General features: G+C 61.6%; 18 protein-coding genes. 12 read left to right on the top strand and 6 right to left on the bottom strand.

Annotation, left to right across the window (positions count from 1 at the left end; genetic code table 11):
* Positions 1-17: 17 nt before the first annotated feature.
* The 6 genes from BHD06_RS09200 (at position 18) to BHD06_RS09175 (ending at position 6,591) form a co-directional block, all read left to right on the top strand.
* Positions 18-1,592: an AMP-binding protein gene (locus BHD06_RS09200; protein WP_080456693.1), complete on the top strand. Its 1,575-nt coding sequence runs from the start codon at positions 18-20 to the stop codon at positions 1,590-1,592.
* Entirely contained in the window at positions 1,589-2,620 is a 1,032-nt protein-coding gene (locus BHD06_RS09195; RefSeq protein ID WP_080456692.1) for a phosphotransferase family protein, read from the top strand. Before BHD06_RS09200 ends, BHD06_RS09195 begins: the two co-directional genes overlap by 4 nt.
* On the top strand, positions 2,617-3,135 hold the full coding sequence (locus BHD06_RS09190; protein WP_254892362.1) for a TRAP transporter small permease subunit: 519 nt from the start codon (positions 2,617-2,619) through the stop codon (positions 3,133-3,135). Before BHD06_RS09195 ends, BHD06_RS09190 begins: the two co-directional genes overlap by 4 nt.
* Positions 3,132-4,436 carry a TRAP transporter large permease subunit gene (locus BHD06_RS09185; protein WP_080456691.1) on the top strand — a complete coding sequence of 435 codons (1,305 nt, stop codon included), beginning with the start codon at positions 3,132-3,134 and terminating at the stop codon, positions 4,434-4,436. Before BHD06_RS09190 ends, BHD06_RS09185 begins: the two co-directional genes overlap by 4 nt.
* A gap of 34 nt (positions 4,437-4,470) precedes the next feature.
* Complete coding sequence (locus BHD06_RS09180; RefSeq protein WP_080456690.1) at positions 4,471-5,520, top strand: TRAP transporter substrate-binding protein; 1,050 nt, start codon at positions 4,471-4,473, stop codon at positions 5,518-5,520.
* Between the two features lie 81 nt (positions 5,521-5,601).
* The gene (locus tag BHD06_RS09175; protein WP_080456689.1) at positions 5,602-6,591 is read left to right on the top strand and encodes an NAD(P)H-quinone oxidoreductase; all 990 of its coding nucleotides are present in this window, start codon (positions 5,602-5,604) and stop codon (positions 6,589-6,591) included.
* A 280-nt stretch (positions 6,592-6,871) separates the two neighbouring features.
* Here the strand turns inward: BHD06_RS09175 and BHD06_RS09170 are convergent, their stop codons facing one another.
* From BHD06_RS09170 to BHD06_RS09155, 4 genes are all read right to left on the bottom strand, one after another.
* Positions 6,872-7,564 carry a hypothetical protein gene (locus BHD06_RS09170; protein ID WP_254892369.1) on the bottom strand — a complete coding sequence of 231 codons (693 nt, stop codon included), beginning with the start codon at positions 7,562-7,564 and terminating at the stop codon, positions 6,872-6,874.
* 115 nt (positions 7,565-7,679) lie between these two features.
* The gene (locus BHD06_RS09165) at positions 7,680-9,248 is read right to left on the bottom strand and encodes an acyl-CoA synthetase (protein WP_080456687.1); all 1,569 of its coding nucleotides are present in this window, start codon (positions 9,246-9,248) and stop codon (positions 7,680-7,682) included.
* Positions 9,245-10,414, bottom strand: coding sequence for an acetyl-CoA acetyltransferase (locus BHD06_RS09160; protein ID WP_080456686.1), 1,170 nt, complete (start codon positions 10,412-10,414; stop codon positions 9,245-9,247). The genes BHD06_RS09165 and BHD06_RS09160 overlap by 4 nt, the downstream gene beginning before the upstream one ends.
* A gap of 2 nt (positions 10,415-10,416) precedes the next feature.
* Positions 10,417-11,271 (bottom strand): IclR family transcriptional regulator, encoded by an 855-nt coding sequence (locus BHD06_RS09155; RefSeq protein ID WP_307718125.1) that lies wholly within the window; start codon positions 11,269-11,271, stop codon positions 10,417-10,419.
* A 97-nt stretch (positions 11,272-11,368) separates the two neighbouring features.
* Between BHD06_RS09155 and BHD06_RS09150 the strand changes: the two genes are divergently transcribed.
* From BHD06_RS09150 to BHD06_RS24720, 6 genes are all read left to right on the top strand, one after another.
* Complete coding sequence (locus tag BHD06_RS09150; protein WP_080456684.1) at positions 11,369-12,373, top strand: DctP family TRAP transporter solute-binding subunit; 1,005 nt, start codon at positions 11,369-11,371, stop codon at positions 12,371-12,373.
* 54 nt (positions 12,374-12,427) lie between these two features.
* On the top strand, positions 12,428-12,919 hold the full coding sequence (locus BHD06_RS09145; RefSeq protein ID WP_080456683.1) for a TRAP transporter small permease: 492 nt from the start codon (positions 12,428-12,430) through the stop codon (positions 12,917-12,919).
* A gap of 28 nt (positions 12,920-12,947) precedes the next feature.
* A complete protein-coding gene (locus BHD06_RS09140; protein ID WP_254892368.1) occupies positions 12,948-14,228 on the top strand; it encodes a TRAP transporter large permease in 1,281 nt (426 codons plus the stop codon).
* Positions 14,225-14,983 (top strand): SDR family NAD(P)-dependent oxidoreductase, encoded by a 759-nt coding sequence (locus BHD06_RS09135; RefSeq protein ID WP_080456681.1) that lies wholly within the window; start codon positions 14,225-14,227, stop codon positions 14,981-14,983. The genes BHD06_RS09140 and BHD06_RS09135 overlap by 4 nt, the downstream gene beginning before the upstream one ends.
* 109 nt (positions 14,984-15,092) lie before the next feature.
* Entirely contained in the window at positions 15,093-15,317 is a 225-nt protein-coding gene (locus BHD06_RS09130) for a hypothetical protein (RefSeq protein ID WP_176214319.1), read from the top strand.
* A complete protein-coding gene (locus BHD06_RS24720) occupies positions 15,284-15,655 on the top strand; it encodes a transposase (protein ID WP_080456680.1) in 372 nt (123 codons plus the stop codon). The genes BHD06_RS09130 and BHD06_RS24720 overlap by 34 nt, the downstream gene beginning before the upstream one ends.
* On the opposite strand, the gene BHD06_RS09120 is transcribed toward BHD06_RS24720, so the two are convergent.
* Both BHD06_RS09120 and BHD06_RS24255 read right to left on the bottom strand, forming a co-directional pair.
* Positions 15,648-18,881 (bottom strand): matrixin family metalloprotease, encoded by a 3,234-nt coding sequence (locus BHD06_RS09120; RefSeq protein WP_080456679.1) that lies wholly within the window; start codon positions 18,879-18,881, stop codon positions 15,648-15,650. The genes BHD06_RS24720 and BHD06_RS09120 overlap by 8 nt on opposite strands.
* A 316-nt stretch (positions 18,882-19,197) precedes the next feature.
* Complete coding sequence (locus BHD06_RS24255; RefSeq protein ID WP_303245680.1) at positions 19,198-22,140, bottom strand: nidogen-like domain-containing protein; 2,943 nt, start codon at positions 22,138-22,140, stop codon at positions 19,198-19,200.
* Between the last annotated feature and the right edge of the window lie 137 nt (positions 22,141-22,277).

Below are 22,277 nucleotides of genomic sequence, written 5' to 3'. Positions count from 1 at the left end.
CTTTGGGAGGAGGCGCAATGTTCACCGATCCGCATCTGACGGCCCGCGCGGCCAATTCGTGCCCGCTGACTCCGGTCGATCTGCTGGCCCGGACCCTCGACGTGCATGGCGCGCGGCCGGGCGTGGCGTGGCGCGACCGGGTCTGGAGCTATGCCGAGTTCGGCGCGATGGTGGCGCGCATGGCGGCCTGGCTGCGGGACCAGGGCGTCGGCGTCGGGGATGTCGTTTCGGTCTGCCTGACGAACCGACCCGAGATGCTGGCCGCGCATTTCGCCGTGCCGTCGCTGGGCGCGGTTCTCAACACAGTCAACACGCGGCTCGATCCGTCCGAAGTGGCCTATATCCTGAACCATTCCGGCGCCCAGATCTTGTTGGTCGAACGCGCAACCGACGCAAACGGGGCGGGAACCGGGGTGCCGGTGCATTACCTGTGCGACGATCCGGACGACAGAACCGGCCTCAACTTCTTTCACGGCCCGGTGCCGCCGCTCGACCTGACAGCCGGGGTCCGGGACGAACATCAGGCCATCACCCTCAATTACACGTCGGGCACCACCGGACGCCCCAAGGGCGTGGTCTACAGCCATCGCGGTGCCTGCCTGAACGCACTCGGAAACGTGCTGGCGCTAGGGCTGACCCCGGACAGCCGTTATCTCTGGACCCTGCCGATGTTCCATTGCAACGGCTGGTGCCACACCTGGGCCGTGACGGCGGCGGGCGGCCTGCATGTCTGCCTCGACCGGGTCGATCCCGCGCTGATCCTGGAAACCATCGTGACACGCGAGGTGACGCATATGTGCTGCGCGCCGGTGGTCCTTTACATGCTGCTCGATCATGCGGACGGGCCGGTGTCGCGCCGGGTCAAGGTGGGCACGGGCGGTGCCGCTCCGACGCCGGCGCTTCTGTCCGGGCTCGAACGGCTGGGCTTCGACCTCAACCATCTATACGGGCTGACCGAAAGCTATGGCCCAGCTACGCTGAACGATCCGGGGCCCGACGCGCCGGGCTCGCTTGACGACCGCGCCCGCGACCTCGCCCGGCAGGGTCTGCGTCACCTGACCGCCGGACGCGCCCGCGTGGTTGACGAAACCGGCCGCGACGTGCCTGCCGATGGCCAGAGCATGGGTGAGATCGTGCTTGCGGGCAACACCGTCATGGCCGGGTACTACCGCGACCCGGAGGCGACCGAGACGGCCTTTCGCAACGGTGTCTTTCACACCGGCGATCTGGCGGTGATGCATCCCGACGGACAGATCGAGATCCGCGACCGCGCCAAGGATATCATCATCTCGGGTGGGGAAAATGTCTCGAGTCTGGAACTCGAAGCGGTCCTTCAGCGGCACCCGGAGGTGCTCTTGGCGGCGGTCGTCGCCGCGCCGGATGACAAATGGGGCGAAGTGCCTTGCGCCTTTGTCGAGCTCAAGACCGGAAGCACCTGCGACGGCCCGATGCTCGATAGGTTTTGCCGGGAAAACCTCGCGGGGTTCAAACGGCCGAAACGGTTCGTCTTCGGCCCCCTGCCCCGCACGGCCACCGGGAAGATCCAGAAATTTCTTCTGCGCGACCGCGCCCGCGAGAGGGAGGTCATATGACCGGGCTCGACCACGCGGCGCTGCGCGCCTGGCTGTCCGTGCGCTGGCCGGGGGCCGGAGATCCCGAGACGCAGCGGATCAGCGGCGGACAGTCGAACCCGACATGGTTCGTCACCCGGGGTGATCTCCGTCTGGTCCTGCGCGGTAAGCCCGCCGGTCCGACGCTGCCCGGAGCGCACGCGATCGAACGCGAATACCGGGTGCAGGAGGCGCTGTCGCACACAGATGTGCCCGTGCCGAAGATGCTCCATCTCGAAGAGGATGCCGGAATCCTCGGCACCCCGTTCTATGTTATGGAACGGCTCGAGGGCCGGGTCTTTGCCGATTGCACCCTGCCGGATCTGACCCCGGAGGAACGCCACGAGATCTACCTCGACATGGCGCGCACGCTGGCGCGGCTGCACGCCGTGCGCCCCGAGGCTGTGGGTCTGGGCGATTACGGCAAGCCCGGCAATTACTTTGCCCGACAAATCGCCCGATGGAGCCGCCAGTATGCCGAATCCGGCAGCCCGCGCATCGCCGATCTTGACCACGTGATTGGTTGGTTGAACGACAACATGCCCCCGGACGATGGCGCGACCTCCATCGCACATGGCGATTTCCGGTTGGGCAATTTGATGATCCATCCGACCGAACCGCGCGTCATCGCCGTTCTGGACTGGGAATTGTCCACACTGGGGCATCCCTTGGCCGACCTGGGATATTGCGTGATGCCCTGGCACTCCTCGCCCGACGAATACGGAGGCCTGCTTGGCACCGATTGGGAAGCCGCGGGTATCCCGACGCAAGAGGCCTTCGTTGCCGAATACCACGCACACGCGATCCCGACAGCTTCGTTGCAGCCGTTTCACATCGCCTTCGCGTTGTTTCGGTTCGCCGTGATCTTCGTCGGCATCGCCGCCCGGGCCGAGGCCGGCAGCGCGGCGTCGCCCGAGGCCGCCAGCCTGGGCGCACTGGCCCCCCGCTTCGCCGCCCGTGCCCGCGAGGTTATCGCGGGCGCCCCTTCCAGGACCGGAGTCCTCTCATGATCCTTCTGAGACTGATCGACGAAATTAACATCTTCATCGGCAAGACCGTCAGTTTCCTCATCTACGCAGGCATCGTGGTGCTGTGCTTCGAAGTTGTCGCGCGATATGGGTTCGGACAGCCGACGCTCTGGGCGCATGGCTATACGCAACGCATCTTCGGCGCGTATTTCGTCCTGGTCGGAGCGTACACGCTCATCAAGCGGGACCACGTGCGGGTCGACATTTTCCTCAATACGCGATCGCCACGTGTGAATGCGGGTCTGGACCTTCTGAACTGTGCTTTCCTCATCCTGTGGGGCGTTGTCCTGACCCAAGAAGGCTGGCTCTTTTTCGAAGACGCGTGGTCCTTCAACGAGCATGACGACAGCGCGCTCGGTCATCCGATGTGGCCGATCAAGCTCTCTCTGTTCCTGGGGTCTTTGCTGATCACCGTTCAAGGGATCGCCGAGGCGATCAGGTCGATTGTTCTGATCATCAACCCCTATGCAGACGTCAAACGGAGCGGAGTGGCATGAGCCCTGAACTTCTTACCATCGGCATGTTCGGCCTCCTGCTGATCTCGATCATCGCGGGCGTCTCGCTGTCCTTCGCCATGGGCGGCACGGCGGTGATCTTCGGTCTGGCCATGTTCGGGCAGAACGGCATGTATTCCATCGTAACCACCATGTTCGGCAACATGTGGTCGATCCTTCTGTCAGCGGTTCCGCTGTTCGTCTTCATCGGTGTGGCCTTGGCCAAGTCCCGCATTGCCAACGATCTTTATCACGCGTTTTTCTTATGGTCGGGGCGGACCCCGGGAGGGCTGCTGCTCGGAACGTCGGGCTTTGCTGCGACCCTGTCGGCCATGACCGGAAGCTGTGCCGCCTCGACGGTGACAACCGGGCTGGTGGGCATTCCCGCAATGGACAAGCGCGGCTACGACCGCAGCTTCGTGCTGGGCACCATCGGCGCGTCGGGCACGCTCGGCATCATGATCCCGCCATCAATCACGTTGATCCTCATCGGGATGCAGACCGGTCAGTCCGTCGGCCGCCTGTTCATGGGCGGACTTGTCGCGGGGTTGCTCTTGTTGGTGGTCTTCATGCTCTATGTCGCGATCCGTGCGCGCCTTTCGCCCGACCTCGCACCCGGGGCAGAGTTTCGCGCACCTTTGCGCGAAAGGCTATCTGCGTTGAGATCGGTGATTTTGCCGCTGATCATCATCCTGTCGGTTCTGATCTCGATCTTCGCAGGGATCGCCACCCCGACCGAGGCGGCGGCGGTTGGTGCAGCTTTCGTCGTCATGTCCGTGGCTATTCGCGGAGAGTTGACGCTCAAGTATATTTGCGAGGTCAGCCATGCCACTGCCTCCATGACGGGAATGGTGATCTGGATCGTTTTCGGCGCTTCGGCTTTCATCGCCATCTATGGCGGCGGTGGCGGAACCACCTTCATGACCGCAGCGCTTGGCGGCATGGACGTCCACCCGCTGATCATGATCCTGATCATGCAGCTGATCACGCTGATATTGGGCATGTTCCTCGATCCGGTCGGGATCATTTTGCTTGTTCTGCCGATTTTCTTTCCGATCGTGATCGAGCTTGGCTTCGATCCGATCTGGTTCTGCATCCTGTTCCAGTTGAACCTGTGTATCGGCTATATTTCGCCCCCTTTCGGCTACAACCTGTTCTATCTCAAGAGCCTGAGCCCCAAGACGCCGATCACCGCGATCTACCGCGCCGTGGCCCCGTTCCTGATCCTGATGCTGATTACCGGCGCGCTGATTTTCCTAGTGCCAGAAACCATCACCACATTCACCGACATTCCAATCCGGTGATCCGACAAGACCAAATCCAGAGGAGGAGACGACCATGACCATCAAGACAAAACCGATGTCCCGCCGTGGCTTCTTTGCGGCCAGCGCAGGAGCCGCCGCGGCGACGACCCTAGCCGCACCGCCCGCCATCGCGCAGGGCGGCATCACGTGGCGGATGCAAACCCATTGGCCGACCGGCAACTGGTATTACGAAGATGTCTTCGTGAAATTCTGCAACCGCGTCACCGAAGCGACCGGCGGAGAGCTGACCATCACCCCGGTGCAGAATGACGGCATCGTTCCGACCGGCGAAGTGCTGAACGCGGTGCGCCGCGGTCTGCTCGAGAGCGCCTTCATCTATCCCGCCTACTGGATCGGCCGGATCCCTGTCGCGGGCCATCTAAACGGCCATATCGGGGCCTGGGACCGTCACGAGGAAATGCACGCCTTCTTCTACGAAATGGGCGCCATCGACGTGATCCGCGAAGCCTATGCCGAACAAGGTGTCTATCAGGCCGGCCCAGTGTCTTATTCCGGCCTTACACTCTATTCCAACAAGCCGCTGGTCACGACCGAGGACTTCTCGGGCTGGCGCGTCCGCTCGACCGGGGCCGCTGCCCTGGTCTTCGCCAAGATGGGCGCTGCGCCAGTTTCGATCCCGGGAGGGGAACTTTACCAGGCGCTGCAGACCGGTGTGGTCGAAGGCGCGCATTGGGGCTCCACCTCCACCGGCTGGGGCATGAACTTCCAAGAAGTGAACAAATACATCATTGAGCCGGACCTTTTGGGCCATCTCAACGGCGAAGTGATGGTCGGTCTCGAACCCTGGAATGCCCTCGGCGACGATCTGAAGGCGACGTTCAACGAAATTGTGCGCGCCACGTCTGCCGATGCATCCGCGCATTTCCTGCATCAGGACTTGCTGCGCAAGCGGGATTTCGCGGAAATGGGCGGTGAACTGGTCCAGCTCGACCAGCAGGCGCAGGACAACCTGCGGCAGTATTCACTCGAAGTCGTCGACGACTACTCTGAACAGGATCCGAAATACAGCGGTCGCGTCGGCGAGATGTTGCACGAGTTTCTCAGGGTGACCGGACGCGCCTAATCGGCCCGACCTCAAACACGGCAGCGTCGCGCGCAATGCGACGTTGCCACCTCCAAACTGACTTTACGAAAGTGACCCCCGATGCAGATCCCCTCCGAGATGACCGTCGTTGAAATTTCCGAATATGGCGGGCCGGAGGTGTTGAAGCCCGCAACCGCGCCGGTCCCACGCCCCGGTCCGGGGCAAATTCTCGTCCGCATCGCCTATGCCGGGGTCAACCGCCCCGACGCGCTGCAACGTGCGGGCAATTACGCGCCGCCCCCCGATGCGTCGCCCTTGCCGGGGCTCGAGGCGTCCGGCCATGTTGCCGCCATCGGCGACGGGGTCACCCGCTGGTCCGTCGGCGATGCCGTGGCTGCACTCCTGCCCGGCGGGGGATATGCCGAATATGCCGTGACCGACGCCGACCATGCTCTTCCCGTGCCCGACGGCATGTCGATGGATCGCGCGGCCGCCCTATGCGAGACCTTCTTCACCGTTTGGACGAATGTCTTCATGCGCGGCGGTCTGAAGGCCGGGGAACGGTTTCTCGTACATGGCGGCTCATCCGGTATCGGCACCGTCGCCATCCAGCTCGCCGCATTGCACGGCGCCCGCGTTTTCACGACTGCCGGATCGGTTTCGAAATGCCAGTCATGCCTGGACCTCGGGGCAGACCAGGCACTAAATTACCGTGAGGCTGATTTCGTCGAGGTGCTCAGGGCCGAAGGCGGTGCAGATCTGATCCTCGATATGGTTGGCGGGCCATATATCGCGCGCAATCTGGATGCGTTGGCCGATGACGGACGTTTGGTACAGATCGCGTTCCTGCAAGGGCCGGAGGTCGAGCTGAACATGACACAAGTCATGACCCGTCGTCTGACGATCACCGGCTCCACCCTGCGACCGCAATCGCCGGCGGCCAAGACGGCCATCGCCCGCGCGTTGGAGACCGAGGTCTGGCCTCATCTCGCCTCCGGTCGGATTGGTCCGGTGATGGACAGCGAATACGCTTTGGCCGATGCCTCGGAGGCGCATGCCCGGATGGAAAGCTCGGCCCATATCGGCAAGATCGTTCTGAAAGTCGCCTGACCCATGATCGATTGGCACCCGCGTCACTCGGGGCACAGCCATCGCGTCGCTTCCACGGGGACACCGGGCCTGCGTCTGCACCTAGGTAGTGATCGAGTGCGTGCTTCTGTCAGGCCTTCGAATGCGGCATTTACAGAAGCCGCTGGCCGAGATGGTGGTCGGCGGATCAGGTTCAAATCTAAACAACGGGCTTTGAGCTGCGCGAATACCTAAGCGAAGAGCATTATAGGTGACAGTCTTTGGTCAAGCGGCTGTCGTTGAATCGGATCAAGGGCGGCATTCACTCTGCGTGTGATAGCAAAAGCACCTCAAACGTCACACAGACTCGGTTTGAGAGCGGAGCCATCTCTCCAGTGATGGGAGCGCCTTCAAAGCCGACGGCAATCACGCTGAGGCCGTCGGCACCCAGAAGAAGAACCTCGGTTGCAACATCGTTCAGGGCTAATTGTCCCTCCAATTGCGTGCCGGCCAAGCTCCCAAGGCCTTTCACGGTGGTTGCCGACAGTTCAGTGGCGGCCGCGCATTTTGCTATGCCTTCTTCAATCAGCTCGTTTGGCCGGATCGTTCCAAGCACCGCATTTGGATTGCCAACCTGTTGAGTGATAATCGGGCGAAACAAGTTGAACCCCGTCTCAACGTCCAACGCACTTTCAAACAAGGCGCCCTCTAGCTGCCAAACATCGACGATGTGATCAGCAGATAGGATCGTTTTCTCAGCCAAAAGGTGCCCCGCGTGACAGGCTCCGTTTTGGTCGGTCCACATACCATGAACATGCGCGAAGGGTTCACCATCTCGTCGGCCCAGATGCGCACCGGCCTGCTGGATCACGGCATCCCGCAACACTGTCTCACGACTGTACCACGCCACATGGCGATCATCTGAGGCCGGTGCAGGCCGGACGAAGGTGAGCTGCCGGACTGGTAACTCAGCCAAATCAAACCAAGCACCTGCACCGCCCGCTGCTTTGGTCATCGCCTGCAAGATTGTGGTCCCGGCCCTCAACTTTACCCGTCGATGAGTCGCCCGGCACGGCACCGCGCAAATCCGTTCCTCCGCGGCCGGGCCGGGATGCTGCAACATCCGCACCTCAGACATTCGCAAATTCCCCGCGAGATGCCAGTTCGGCTCTGATCAGTTTCTTGGTGATCTTCCCATAGCCAGATTTTGGCATCTCATCCCAGAACACGACGGTTTTGGGCATCTTATACCGCGGCATTTTTGCCCCCAACCATTCCAACAAAGCGGCAGCCTCAGGCGCATTGTCCTGCGCGACGCAGACGGCGATACCGACCTCGCCCCATGTCGGGTCCGGCATCCCCAGAACAGCGCATTCGCTGATGCCCGGATGTTGCAATATCTTCTCTTCAATCTCACGCGGATAGATGTTTGAGCCGCCCGAAATATACATATCCGACGCCCGGTCCGTCAGATAAAGGAACCCCTCAGCGTCCATATGGCCAAGGTCGCCAGTCAGAAACCAGCTGTTGCGGAACGCTTTGGCATTGGCCTCGGGGTTGTTGTAATATCCGGCAAAGACAGCCGGGCCGATAACCGCAACCTCTCCGGTCTCACCCGGTGCCACTTCGTGACCTTCGGCGTCTTGCACCTGAACCTGCATCCCTGTCCGCGCAAAGCCGCAGGTCCCGATCCGCATTGAGGTGTCGTCAGCAGAGTGATGGACCGGCGGCAGCACAGTGATGTTGCCAGTAACTTCGCCCAACCCGAAATATTGCACCAGTACTGGGCCTACAACCTCAATCGCACGGATCTGATCAGCCCGGTACATTGGTGCTCCAGCATAGATCATATAGCGCAGGCTGGAATGGTCGTGCTCGTGAACGGAAGGATGCTCAACCAGCATCTTTACAATCGTCGGCACCGTGAATGCGTTCGTAACGCGCCATTTGGCGATCAGACGCCAGATCTCGGCAGGATCGAATTTGGACCCGCCAGGGAGGATGGTTTTGGCCCCATGCGCCACCTGCGTCAACTGGTGAATCCCCGCCCCATGAGACAACGGAGCCACAACGATAGAGACATCATCTGGCCCCGTCCCCGGCATCAGATCACATAGATGGTTGGTGATGACGAAGGCCAATTGACCGTGCGTCAGAACAGCTGCCTTCGGCTTTCCAGTCGTGCCAGATGTAAAGAAGAACCACGCAGGGTCGTCACGGTCCACGGTGGCCGTGGTGACCGCGACACCCGCAAAAGCACCGACGAGCGTATCGTAGTCATCTTGGCCCGTGCCGCCAATTGACACGGTAAAGGCAACATCGTTGCAGGCAGCGATATGCTCTGCAAATTCGGCCCCCGCCAACAACCCCTTTGCACCCGAAGACGCGGCGAGCCAAGCCACCTCTTCCGGCGTTTGGCGGAAATTAGCGGGCACCCAGACGCAACCGAGTTTCCAACAGGCGAAAGCGGCTTCGAACATCTGGTTACAATTGGCGGATTGCACCAGCAAGCGGTCCCCCTTGCGCATCCCAAAGCGGTCGCGCAAAGCGGCAGCAAAGGCGGTCGCGCGCGCCTCTAACTCGGTCCAGCGCCAAGTCTCTTCTCCCCAGACAAGACCGATGCTGTCGGGGTTACGCCGCGCAGAGTCGGTCAAAAACTGCGAAAGGTTCATGACGCGGGTTGAAACAGGCTGCATCATGCGAGCCGCTCAAGAATTGAGGCATAAGACGCCACCGCTGCCCCGCCCATATTGAACACCCCGGCAAGCTCTGCATCTGAGACCTGCATGCCACTCGCTTCGCCCATCAACTGCATCGCGGCCATCACATGCATCGACACGCCTGTCGCCCCGATGGGATGCCCCTTGGACTTTAGCCCACCTGAGGGGTTTACCGGCAGCCGTCCGTCTTTGGCCGTCCAGCCTTCGCGGATGGCACGCGCCCCCTGCCCCGGCTCGGTCAATCCCATCGCCTCATATTCCAACAGTTCTGCAACGGTGAAACAGTCATGGGTCTCAACAAGGCTCAGATCGTCCAGCGTCACGCCACCTGCTGCAAAAGCCTGCTCCCACGCTCGCCTTGCACCGTCAAATCGGGTGATGTCGCGGCGCGACAGGGCCAGGGGCTCGTTGGTATGGCTTCGAGCGCGGAAGCGGATCGCGCGCTGTAACTGGGCCGCAACTTCGGGCGCAGCTAATACCATCGCTGCCGCGCCATCCGAGACCAGCGAACAATCAGTGCGCCGCAAGGGCCCCGCGACGAGGGGGTTCTTCTCCGACACAGTATTGCAAAAGGCCACATCGAAATCCCGCTGCATATGGGCAAAAGGGTTCTGCAATCCGTTGTGATGGTTTTTGGCGGCAATCATCGCCAGCGCTTCGGATTGGTCGCCGTAGCGCTGAAAGTAGCTTCCCGCGATCTGCCCAAATAGTCCGGCAAACCCACCACGCACATCCGCTTCTTCGCGCCGGTAAGAGGCGCCCAGCAGTATGTCACCAACCTCCACTCCCGGCGTGGCGGTCATCTTCTCGGCCCCTACAACGAGTGCGATCTTGCCGCGGCCACTGGCGATGAAATCCATCGCCCCATGCAGTGCAGCTGATCCGGTGGCGCAAGCGTTTTCATAACGAGTGGCAGGCACACGGGCCAATGCCTCATTGCCCATACCCACCAGCGCGCCCTGAAAATCTTGATCCGAAAATCCGTTGTTGAACACACCGACGAAGAGCCCATCAACGTCTTCGGCCGCCACACCCGCATGGTCCAGCGCCGGGCCCGTGACCTCGGCCATCAGCGCCTCTGTGTCCGGGGCTTCGCTTTTGCCAAAGGCGTTATGGGCCCAGCCCACAATATAAGGGTCTGTCATTGTCAGTCCTCCTCTAGGGCCGCTTGCGGCATGCGCCGTGCCAACCGTACTTCAATCTCTCGTGCCTCGCGGGCCAGCAAAGTGGCCAGTTCCGTATCACGCGGTGGCAGCATGCGGCTCTCGATCGCTGCAATTGACATGGCCCCGGCGACCGACCCGTCCGGACGACGCAAGACCACACCGACCCCCCAACTACCGGGTACGATTCGACCGGGGTTCAATGCAAACCCCCGCGCCCGCGTCGTGGCCACGTCGCTGCGCAGCAGTTCCGCATCATAATTCGGGTAATCCGAAGCCATCCTCTCAGCGTTGTCTGAGAGCACCATTTCGACCTCTGCATCCGGCAGTGCGCTCAGCATAGCGAGCGAACCTGCCCCGATCCCAAGTGGATGCTGCGCACCTGTCTCAAGAGCATGGGTGCGGATCGGGAAAGCCCCGTCTTCGCGGTGCAGGCAAACCGAAGCAGAGCCGCGCCGCATGCTGACGAAGGCCGTATCGCCGCTCACTTCGGCAAGCCGCACAACCGCATCTGCGGCAATCTCCAACAGCCCATGGCGCGGTGTCGCCAAGGTTCCGAGGACATAGCTCTCCTCTCCCAGAAAATAGAGCCGAGTGGCACTGTCTTGTTCCACCAGACCGCGCCGGATCAGTGCCAGCATCAGTCGACGCACCGTAGGCTTGCCCAGACCAGAAGCTGCGATCAACTCCGACAGCGTCACGCCACGCCCCGCACCACGCCCGGTAATCTGTAACAGAGCCAATGCGCGGTCCACCGCTTGGCTGCCGCTGGCGGAAGCCGCCTGATCGCCGCCATTCATAATATGGACCTCAACCTTCCACTTACCCGAAGTTTTCACCCAAAGACCTGCGCATTCCGCAGATAATTGCAAGAAATATCTTGCCCATAACTTCGAATTCTGTTCCACATTGTGGCTCAATGAGGGAGGAACCACCATGAAGTTGATCTCAAAGGCCGCATTGGCCACTATTTTAGCTACAAGCGCTTTTTTGGGCGCGGCACATGCCGAAACTCTGCGCCTGTCTCATAACACTGGTGACACTACGACTTGGCACAAGGGTGCCGAGAAATTTGGCGAGCTTTTGTCTGACAAGACCGATGGCAATTACGATGTTCGTGTCTTCCCAAATGCCCAACTCTCTGGCGGCGACCAGATGAAACAAGCCGAAATGGTGGGCCGCGGCGCGCTTGACCTCGTTGTCACCTCGGCGATTAACGTAACCCCGCTGGTGCCTGAAATGGCCGTCTTCTCACTGCCCTATCTCTATGCAAATTACGATCAGGTTGATGCGACCACCCAAGGCGAACCGGCAAAGCTTCTTGAGAATATCTTGCGCGACAAGGGCATCGAAGTTTTGGCTTGGGGCGAAAATGGGTTTCGCGAAGTCACCAACAACGTCCGCCCGATCAAAACCCCCGAAGACATGAAGGGGCTTAACATGCGTGTGGCTGGGCCGATGTATATTGATGTGATGAACGCCCTCGGTGCCAATCCACAGCAAATGCAATGGGGTGAGACGATAACCGCGCTTCAGCAAGGTGTCGTCGACGGGCAGGAAAACCCAATCGGTGCGGTAATCATTCCTCAGCAGGTGTTTGAAGTGCAAAAACACCTTACTGCGTGGCATTACTCCTATGACCCGATCTTCCTTGGTGTCTCTAGCGAGGTTTGGGCAGATCTGGATGCGGACACCCAAGAACAGATGCGTGCGGCAGCGACCGAGGCGATGGAATACCAGCGCGAGATTACCCGTAAAGGCACCGCCGAAGGCGTCGCATTCCTGCGCGATAAGGGAATGGAAGTCTACGAGCCTTCGGACGAAGAGCTAACCGCCTTCCGCGAAGCGACCAAACCTGCGTTCGACACTTGGGCCGCCAAAGTCGGCACCGACATCGTCGGCAGCTTTCAAGACGCCATCGCCGCGACTCCCGCGAACTAAGGCCACGACACGGCCCTGCTATAGGGCCGTGTCGATCCGGGGAGAGTTAAAGCCATGCGGTTTGTGCTGCAAGAATTCGAAAAGATCGTCTGCGCCCTGCTGTTCCTTGGCATGACGCTTATCGGTTTTATCAACGTCGTGGTCCGATACGCTACGCATTATTCCTTTGCCGCCTCAGAAGAGTTGTTGACCAACGGTTTTCTGCTGTTGACCGTTTTCGGCGCTGCCATCGCGGCGCGACGCGGGCAGCATCTGGCGGTGACGATTGTACAGGATTTCTTGCCTCGGCCCGCAGCCCGTGTGGTTTTTGTGCTGTCGGTGATCCTCTCAGTCATGCTGCTTGCGGCTTCGGCTTGGTTTTCCTGGGCTACATTGGTGAACCAGATAGACAGCGGCATCCGCAGCTATGCCCTCGGCGTGCCTGCGTGGTGGTATCAAATCGGCCTGCCCTTCGGCTTTGCCCTCGTCATTATCCGCTACCTGCAACACGCGGCGGAGACGTGGAATCCGCCACGGCAAGAAACACAGGCGACTCCAAGTGTCTGATATCCTGAATTTGGGTGCAGGCACGCAGATGATCGTGGCCTTTTTCCTGCTCATGGCGCTGCGCGTTCCCGTGGCTTTCGCGCTCGGCCTATCGGCCATGTTTGCGATGTGGCAAATCGGGTTCGGCTTCGATCTTGCAGGCGACCTGATCGCCACTGGCATCGCTAAATACGCTTTGCTGGCCATCCCCTTCTTCATCCTCGCGGGGACGCTCATGGGGACGTTGGGCATCGCAGAACGCATGATCCGGTTTTTCCGTATTCTGATCGGCAACCTGCCCGGTGGCATGGGGGTGGTTGGCACTGTGGTTTGCCTGTTTTGGGGTGCTGTTTCAGGCTCCGGCCCTGCCTCTGTGGCGGCCATCGGCCCTATGATCGTCAAGGGTATGCAAGAAGACGGCTACCCCCGTGCCACCGCCGCCGCCCTTGTCTGCACGGGTGCCGCATTCTCTATCGTCATCCCCCCGTCCATCGGCCTCGTGATTTATGGCGTCATCGCCGAAACTTCGATCTCTGCCCTCTTTATAGCGGCGATTATACCCGGCCTCTTTATGGGGGCCCTCATGCTGGTCGTCCTGCCCTTTAGCAAGTCGACAAACCGTGAGGGGCTGGACAAGCTTTCCCCCGCCCCTCCCAGCAACGGCTACTGGCGCGACCTTGGTCAAAGCTTTCGGGAGTCGTTCTGGGGCTTGATGACACCGGTTGTGATCCTCGGCGGTATCTATTCGGGCATCTTCACACCTACTGAGGCCGCTCTGGTCGCCACAGTCTATGCCATAGCAGTCGGTGCTTTCGCCTATCGCACGCTATCGGTGCGCGCGCTTTATGACGCACTGACCGAAGCTGCCTCCTCTTCGGCTGTGGTCATGCTGGTTGTCGCCTACGCCAGCCTATTTGGCTGGGTCGTCACCGTCGAGGACCTTGTCGGTCAATATTCCGGCCAACTGCTCGGCCTGTCGGACAATGGCGCAGTGATCTTGATGGTCATCATGTTGATCCTGTTGATTGCGGGGATGTTCATGGACCCCGTCACAGTGATGTTCATTTCGCTCCCGATCTTCATGCCTGTAGTGCGAGAGCTTGGCTGGGATCCGGTGTGGTTCGGCGTGCTGGTGATGGTAAACCTTGCCATCGGTCTCATCACACCGCCGGTCGGTATTAACCTTTACGTCGCTGCCAACATCACGCGACAACCGCTAGAGCGTATCGCCCGTGCCGCCTTGCCGTTTCTGCTCATCAGCGTCATCGGTCTTGCCATCGTGGCCGCGATCCCTAATTTGTCCCTGTTCCTACCCGAGGTGTTGAAATGAACGATACTATCGCCCTGATTACAGGTGCCGCACGCGGTATCGGCCTTGCGACTGCATCCCTCTTCCACGCTGAGGGCCGACGCGTCGTCATGCTTGACCGCGATGCAGATGAGCTGGCAAGCGCTGCGGCGACCTTACCCGGCGCGCTGGCGATCACCTGTGACGTTTCGATTCCGCAGCAAGTCGCCCAAGCCATCGCAGAGGTTGAACAGACCTGCGGACGCCTCGACATTTTGGTGAACAACGCAGGCGTCGCTGATTTCGGGCCGCTGGCCGAAACCGACTTCACCCGCTGGCGGCGCGTGATGGAAACCAACCTTGATGGTGTGTTTCTCATGTCCCAAGGCTGTCTACCGCTGCTGTCAGCCAGAGGCGGAGCTATCGTCAACATCGCATCAATCTCTGGCTTACGGGCCTCAACCTTGCGCGTCGCCTATGGCACGTCCAAGGCCGCGGTGATCCATTTGACCAAACAGCAGGCAGCAGAGCTTGGCGAAGTCGGGGTGCGGGCAAATTGCGTCTGCCCCGGACCTGTGGACACAAAACTTGCCCTGGCTGTCCACTCACCAGAAATACGCGCCGCCTACCACGATGCGATCCCACTCAACCGTTATGGAACGGAACGCGAAATCGCCAATATTGTCTGCTTCCTTAGCAGCGAGCGCGCCAGTTATGTCACCGGTCAAGTGATCGCCTCTGACGGTGGATTTGACGCCACCGGTGTAGGCCTGCCCGCGCTTAGGGCTGATCGGTAATACGTTGGGCAGCCTTTAGCGAGACGAGACAAGTAACCCCGGCGTGTCGAGGTTGACCCCCTCTTCGATGCGGATCTCATCGGGCAACCACTGGTGGTGGATACGCGGCGTGAAAGAGGCCTGCGGCAAGGGCAAGCTTGATCCGCATCGCTCCTTTCTGATCGGACTGATTGATCAGAATGGCGACATGACCATGCCCGAGCTGGCCGGTGCGCTGGCAGATGCGACTGGCGTTCAGGCCCACCCGGATGCGATTGGCCGGTTCTTACGCAAGCTCGGATTTACGTATAAAAAAAGACGTTGGTCGCGACCGAGCGACGCCGCGCAAGGGTAAGAAAGCAACGCAACGATTGGATCAAGCATCGCCTGCCAGCCGTCTCGACCAGACCGGACCACGTTGTCTTTATTGACGAAACCTCAGTCAAAACCAACCTGAGCCGCCAACGAGGCTGGTCACAGCGGGGTGAACGACTGGTCATGGATGCGCCCTTCGGATCATGGGGGACACAGACCTTCATCGCGGGTCTTGGCGCGGGGGCACTGATCGCTCCGTGGGTCATCAAAGGTGCGACGGATGGCGAAGCCTTCGCCGCTTACCGCGACGCCATCCGACCTCGACACCCATGGCCTGTCGGGATCAGATTGCGCAGAGCGTGCCGCGTTTTCAGATAAAGCTCACATCATCGAGGATGGCATTGGTATTGGTGATGCCGGTGAAGGTGAGCGTGTCGCCACCCCCGAAATCGAGCAGCAGGAAGCCGTCCGCGTCGCGGGTCGCGAAGGGGATCAAATCCGCCGGCTCGGGCGCACCGCCGCCCAAGAGCGCCGCCTCGAGTTCGATCGAATCCACATTGCCCAGATCCGCCACCCGGTCGTTGCCCGAGCCTAGGCGGAACACGAAAGTATCCGCCCCCAGCCCGCCGCGCAGCACATCGTCGCCCGCACCACCGTCGAGCGTGTCATTGCCCGCGTTGCCCTCAAGCAGGTCGTCGCCGTCGCCGCCATTGAGCAGGTCGAACCCGTTGCCGCCCAAAAGCGTGTCGTTGCCCGCATCGCCGTTGAGCACGTCATTGGCAAAGCCGCCCTCGAGCCGGTCGTCGCCCGCGCCGCCATTGAGCAGATCGTCGCTGTTGTTGCCCTGCAGCGTGTCATTGCCGTCGCCGCCATTCAGCGTGTCGAACCCGCCCTGGCCCTGCAACAGGTCGTCACCCGCATCGCCACTCATCACGTCCGAGCCGATGCCGCCGATCAGCAGGTCGTCGTCTTCGCCGCCATTCAGCTCATCATTGCCGGCATTGCCCTGCAACGTGTCCTGACCGGTGCCGCCCTCGAGCGTGTCGAACCCGTCGCGCCCGACCAGCAGGTCATCGCCCGCGTCGCCGCGCAGCACGTCAAAGCCGACGCCGCCCTGCAACTCGTCATCGCCGTCGCCGCCATTGAGCTCATCATTGCCGAAATTACCCTGCAACGTGTCATTGCCGGTGCCGCCATTCAGTGTGTCGAAGCCGTTCAGACCCTGCACCAGATCATCGCCAGCCCCGGCGTCCACCAGGTCGAAACCGATGCCGGTATTGATCACGTCATCGCCGTCGCCGCCGTCGATCGTGTCATTGCCAGCCCCGGCCAGAATGGTGTCGTTGCCGCTGCCGCCCGAAAGGGTGTCGGGCCCCGGACTGCCGAGGCGCGCGGCCCCCGGGGCGACCGCCCCCGTCGCGGCACTGGTCAGGCTCTCCTCCGTGCCGAACCCGTCGGTATAGCTGACCAAAACGCTGATCGCCGCGCCAAGCTGCGCCTCTCCCGGGGTGAATGTCGCCGCCGTGGCCCCCGCGATCGCGGTGCCATCGGCCCACCATTGAAAGCGGAACGCGCCCAGCCCGTCGGCATCGGCGAGGCTTCCGGTTTCGGCGGTCAGCACCGCGCCCCGCGCCGCTGTGCCCGAGATCATCACCGCGCCGGTGGGCAGATCGTTGACATTCGCCACCGGATCGGTTGCCGCAGAGCGCACGCTCTCCTGCGTGCCTGCACCGTCGACATAGATGGCCACCACCGTGATCGCCGTGCCCACATCGGCCTGGGTCAGCGTGTAGCTCGCCTCCGTCGCCCCGGCGATATCCGCGCCGTCGCGCTGCCACCGGTAGCTGACCTCTCCAAGCCCGTCCGCATCCGCCAGATCATTCGAGGCCGTCAGGGTCTGCTCCTCTGCCGCCACACCGCTGATCGTCACCGTGCCGGTGGGGGCGTCGTTGCTGATCGGCCCATCAAGACCCGCAATGACTTGAGGCTGCCCCTCGACCGTCAGGGACAGGTCTGCGGAGGCCAGGCTGAAACTGTCACTCACGGTGAAATCGACTGTCACCAGGGGCGCACCGGTCGCAACCGGGCCCGCGAGGGATCCTGTCACCGTGATCGAGAGAGCGGTGTCGACACGCTGATTGCCAGATGACAGGGTTCCATCCCCCCCGAGACGCAGATCATCCACGGTCACGCCCTCGACGACGAAATCGAGCGCCGCTTCGAATGAGGCGGCCGTGATGGCTGGTCCCGCATTCAGGACCCGGACGGAGAGCACATCGCCGTCACGCTGCGCCTCCAACCGGAAATCAGGGTCCTGAGCCGGAGCGTTGCCCGTGACGTCGAAACGCGTCGGTTGCCCCTCCAGTTCTATATGGTGCGCCTCAAGCGGTGTGCCGGTGACGCTGGCGTGAAAGACATCGACAAAGGTCCCGTCGGGCAGGGTCAGGCGCGAGACATTGCTGAACTGCTTGCTGATCGCTGCGAGCGCGTCGGTGACCGAGGCAAAGCCGGACTGGGGCAGGAACAGCACCTCGGTCGCGAGGTCGAAATCGTTGATCGTGGCGGAGCCGTCCCCGGTCCGGATCTCGAAGAGATCGACGCCGCTGCCGCCGACCAATGTATCGCTGCCGGGCCCGCCGACGAGCGTGTCCGCATCGTCGCCGCCGCTAAGAAAATCGTCGCCAGTTCCGCCGTTGAGCAAATCCGCGCCTGCGCTTGCAAAGAGCGTATCGCCTCCCGCCGAGCCCAGAAGCGTGTCGTCGCCCGCTTGTCCGATGATGCGGTCATTGCCCGCCATCCCGTCGATGACATCCCCCAGCAGGGTGCCGAACACCGGGTCGTCATCGCCGTCGGAGGTAAGCGGCGGGGTGCTGCCCTGGGTCACGAACCCTTCGACCTCGAACCCGATATCGGCAAGCATGGCAAGGTCAATGTCGCCCGGCAGCATGCGTCTGCCGTTGGTCAGGATCGGGTCGAACAGCACCGTGTCATCGGCGAACCCGTCCTGCACATGAGACAGGTCGCGCTCCAGCGGCAAGGGTTGCCCGCCATTGGCCGCGCGGGCATTGACCCCGTCGAACATGCCGTTCGCCACCAGAGCCTCAAAGGCGGCGCTGGTGCCGATCCCGAGGATATGGCCGATCTCGTGTAGCGCAACGCTGATGAAGTCAGGCCGCCCGGACTGGGCCGCATCCAACCGAAAGCTCCAGTCCGCCGCAGCATCGAAGGCGATCGTTCCCGCCCAAGGCTCGAAATCCGTGATCGGACCGATGTCGCGAAAGTCGGACGAAACGCGGCGGCTGAAGGCGTCACCCTGCGCATCGAACCCGTCCGGACCGGCATTGGCGAGGGTGCGCCCCGGCAAATCGGTCGCCCCGACGAAGATAAGCAGATCGTCGATCTCCTCGGTCAGCGTCACCGCGCGTCGCGCTCCGGTAGAAGGGTCACGCAGGCTGAAGGACGTCCCGGCAGGCACGTCGTCGAACTCATCCGCGATCAGGCTCTCCCATATCGCCCCGGCCTCTTCCAGGGCCTGCCTGCGTGTGTCGTCGGCAAAGAAGCCGGTGCTGTCGAAGCGGTAATCGAAAGTGATGTTGAAGGCCATGACGGGATGCCCCGGAAAACTGCGACTGGACCGCGGTGATGGCTCGCGAAAGCCGGGTATGCCGATCCGGTCCTATGGTCAAACTGTTAAGAAAACGTTCGGCGCTGACCTTACGGGGGCAGAACCCTAGGCGACCCCCCGTATCGGGAATAAGTCTAGCATCCTCGAATGGGCAAGTGAAGCCACGACGCAGATATGCCGTCCCGTAGTGACGGCGATGTTATTTCATAAGGGATGGTGCGGCTGACTGTACAGATCCGCTCACATTTGCGGGTGGGACCGGCGACCCGCGCCGCCGGTCCATTCGCCTCTGACCTCAGATGAAGCTCACATCATCGAGGATGGCATTGGTATTGGTGATGCCGGTAAAGGTAAGCGTGTCGCCGCCCCCGAAATCGAGCAGCAGGAAGCCGTCCGCGTCGAGCGAGGAAATGTCCCGCAGATCCGCCGGGTCGGGGCTGCCGCCACCCAGCAGTTCCGCATCGAGCGCAACCGAGTCCACGATGCCCTTATCCACGATCCGATCGTTGCCCGAGCCCACGCGGAACACGAAAGTATCCGCCCCCAGCCCGCCGCGCAGCACATCGTCGCCCGCACCACCGTCGAGCGTGTCATTGCCCGCGTTGCCCTCGAGCCGGTCGTCGCCGTCGCCGCCATTGAGCAGGTCGAACCCGTTGCCGCCCTCGAGCGTGTCGTTGCCCGCATCGCCGTTGAGCACGTCATTGGCCAGCCCGCCCTCGAGCAGGTCGTCGCCGTCGCCGCCATTGAGCAGGTCGTCGAGATTGTTGCCCTGCAGCGTGTCGGCCCCATCGCCGCCGTCGAGCGTGTCGAACCCGCCCAGACCTTGCAACAGATCGTTACCCGCGTCGCCGTTCATCACGTCCGAGCCGATGCCGCCAATCAGCAGATCGTCGTCATCGCCACCCGAGAGGCTGTCATCGCCGGCATTGCCCTGAAGCGTATCATTGCCCGCGCCCCCCTCAAGCGTGTCGAACCCGTCGCGCCCGACCAGCAGGTCATTGCCCGCGTCGCCGCGCAGCACGTCAAAGCCGACGCCGCCCTGCAACTCGTCATCGCCGTCGCCGCCATTGAGCTCATCATTGCCGAAATTACCCTGCAACGTGTCATTGCCCGCGCCACCGTTGAGCGTGTCAAAGCCGTTCAGACCCTGCACCAGATCATCGCCGCCCCCGGCCTCGACTAGATCGAACCCAGAGCCGGTATTGATCAGGTCATCGCCATCACGACCCTCGATCGTGTCATTACTGCCCGAACCGGTGATCGTATCATTCAACGGCGATCCAAGCAGCAAATCATCGCCGGACGTTCCCGTCAGGGTCAGTGCAACCGGGTCATCGGTCTCGACCGCTTCGGTGACCGTTGCCGGCACTTCACTGGCGGAGGTCAGGAACGAGGCATCATCTGTCAGGGCAAAGTCGAGCACGGCATTGTTGAAGTTCGGCGTGCCCTCGGTCAGTCCCGCATCAAGCGCCGCTTGCCGCGCCGCGTCGAACACCGCCGGATCGAGGGTGTCGAGGCCGACGATCTCGCCGGGGAATTCCGGCAGGTAAAAACCGTCGAGGCTCTCGCCGTTGTCATATGTGAAGAGGCTGTCGGCCTCCGAGCTCACGCGCCAATCCTCGCGGAACTGGCCATAGAGATCGCCAAAGGTGAACGGCCGCGCCAAGACCGTGCCATCGGCGCGGGCGACATCGTTGGCGGGATCGCCATCGCCATCGCCGAGCAGACCCTCGAGCCGCCCGAGAAGCTCCTCGTTGAGGCGCACGTCGATATCGACCCGGCCCTCACGTACCGCAACCCGCACCTGGCTGTCGCCATCGCCGACGGTGCCATCGGCCCCGGCATAGACAATCGTGTAGGTGTCGCCCTCGCGGAAGATCCGGTCATTGCCGACCGCGACAAAGCCGAAATCCTCGATCTCGGTGGCCACGCCGCCAATCGAGAGCGGGGTCGCGTCATTCGCGTCGATCATCACCGCAGTGCCGCCAAGTCTCGTGGCGATCGCCTGATTGACGCTGACATTCTCGGCCACCGGCACCATGCGGGCCTGCAGCTCGAAATCGCTGTCGGTTCCGCGCAGAAGCACGAATTCACCCGCCGCCTGAAAGTCGTAGCCGACCCCGTCCAGCGTGGCGAGATGCGGATCGCCGCTGACCCAGCCCCCGGCCCCCACGGCCGGCAGAAGAGGCACTATTGACTCCACGACGCCACCGTTGCGCACCGAGAACTCCCAGATGCCGGTCAAACCGCTATTTCCGGGGATCGCATCAAGGCTGAGCATGTCATCCTGACTGCCCGATTGCGGCAGTTCAAAGAATTCGCCCTCCTCGCCGGTGCCTGCGGTGAACCCGGCCCGCGCCACCGTCCCACCAAGGCCATTGGCGCCACCGCTCGCATTGCCAGTGGTCCAGTTGACATCCTCGTAGCGGAACTGGATGTCGAAATCGCCATTGCCGCGGTCAGTCAGGATCAGTTGGAAGGCGTTGAGCAGGTCGGTACGCGAGCCGAAATAGCCCACATCGTCCCAGGTCACGATCAACTGATCCCCAAGCGTGTTGAAATCCCAATGAACGAGGTTCGAACCTTGCGAGTTGCCGCCCGGTGTCGGCGCAACCTCGCCGCCGCGGGTGTCCACATCCGCAAAGAACGGCGTGATTTCGGGATTGTTCGACACGCCGGTGATCACGTCAGGCGTGAAGGTGCTGCGGGAATTGACGAAGGTGACGGAGCCGTTATTGTTGATCCAAAGCCCCGAATAGACCGTGCCGAAGAAGTTAAGCCCATCCTCGAAGATCGGCGTGATGTCGATCTGCGTCGTCGATCCATCATCGTTGCGATCCAGAAAATCCTCGCCAAAGCCGAAATCCCCGCCGAGGCCACGCAAGAGACCCGGGCTGGTATTGTCCGGGTTGAGCAGCACATCCGTGGACCTGTCATCGAACTGGAGCCGCTGGATATTGGCCAGCGTATCGACCTCACCAGTCATCGTGTTGGTGAGGATGCGCTGGTTGCTCTCGTTCAGGCCGGAGTCGTAATTCGACGCGGCGCCGGAAAACACCGCAGTATCGAACCCTGCTCCGCCATCGATCGTGTCATTGCCGGGCCCACCATCGAGAATGTCGTCGCCCGCGCCACCGTTGAGGCTGTCATTACCCGCTTCGCCGTTGATGGTGTCGTTGTCGGGTGTCCCGATCAGATTGTCAGCCTCTGGTGTGCCGGGAATTAGGTCGCCTTCCATGGTGTATTCCTCTTCCTGAATATGATTCCCCCGCATAAGACACCATAATCACATTTCTGTGAAGTGATTTAAAATCCCATTGTAAAAAGCATCTTCTTCGGAATTGGCACGCGGGAGCGATGTCGCCCCCGCGTGTC

Origin of the sequence: Roseovarius sp. A-2 (assembly GCF_002072155.1) — a bacterium.
In the GTDB taxonomy this organism is placed as follows: domain Bacteria; phylum Pseudomonadota; class Alphaproteobacteria; order Rhodobacterales; family Rhodobacteraceae; genus Roseovarius.
The sequence above is the reverse complement of the archived record's forward strand: the minus strand, read 5'-3'. Positions and strand labels throughout refer to the sequence as shown.

What these genes read in the sequence shown, in the direction of transcription:
- BHD06_RS09200 (WP_080456693.1), top strand. Translation starts at nt 18, where the DNA reads ATGTTCACCGATCCGCATCTGACGGCCCGCGCGGCCAATTCGTGCCCG.
- BHD06_RS09195 (WP_080456692.1), top strand. Translation starts at nt 1,589, where the DNA reads ATGACCGGGCTCGACCACGCGGCGCTGCGCGCCTGGCTGTCCGTGCGC.
- BHD06_RS09150 (WP_080456684.1), top strand. Translation starts at nt 11,369, where the DNA reads ATGAAGTTGATCTCAAAGGCCGCATTGGCCACTATTTTAGCTACAAGC.
- BHD06_RS09160 (WP_080456686.1), bottom strand. Translation starts at nt 10,414, where the DNA reads ATGACAGACCCTTATATTGTGGGCTGGGCCCATAACGCCTTTGGCAAA.
- BHD06_RS09145 (WP_080456683.1), top strand. Translation starts at nt 12,428, where the DNA reads ATGCGGTTTGTGCTGCAAGAATTCGAAAAGATCGTCTGCGCCCTGCTG.
- BHD06_RS09190 (WP_254892362.1), top strand. Translation starts at nt 2,617, where the DNA reads ATGATCCTTCTGAGACTGATCGACGAAATTAACATCTTCATCGGCAAG.
- BHD06_RS09140 (WP_254892368.1), top strand. Translation starts at nt 12,948, where the DNA reads ATGATCGTGGCCTTTTTCCTGCTCATGGCGCTGCGCGTTCCCGTGGCT.
- BHD06_RS09135 (WP_080456681.1), top strand. Translation starts at nt 14,225, where the DNA reads ATGAACGATACTATCGCCCTGATTACAGGTGCCGCACGCGGTATCGGC.
- BHD06_RS09180 (WP_080456690.1), top strand. Translation starts at nt 4,471, where the DNA reads ATGACCATCAAGACAAAACCGATGTCCCGCCGTGGCTTCTTTGCGGCC.
- BHD06_RS09120 (WP_080456679.1), bottom strand. Translation starts at nt 18,881, where the DNA reads ATGGCCTTCAACATCACTTTCGATTACCGCTTCGACAGCACCGGCTTC.
- BHD06_RS24255 (WP_303245680.1), bottom strand. Translation starts at nt 22,140, where the DNA reads ATGGAAGGCGACCTAATTCCCGGCACACCAGAGGCTGACAATCTGATC.
- BHD06_RS09165 (WP_080456687.1), bottom strand. Translation starts at nt 9,248, where the DNA reads ATGATGCAGCCTGTTTCAACCCGCGTCATGAACCTTTCGCAGTTTTTG.
- BHD06_RS09185 (WP_080456691.1), top strand. Translation starts at nt 3,132, where the DNA reads ATGAGCCCTGAACTTCTTACCATCGGCATGTTCGGCCTCCTGCTGATC.
- BHD06_RS09170 (WP_254892369.1), bottom strand. Translation starts at nt 7,564, where the DNA reads ATGACCAAAGCAGCGGGCGGTGCAGGTGCTTGGTTTGATTTGGCTGAG.
- BHD06_RS09175 (WP_080456689.1), top strand. Translation starts at nt 5,602, where the DNA reads ATGCAGATCCCCTCCGAGATGACCGTCGTTGAAATTTCCGAATATGGC.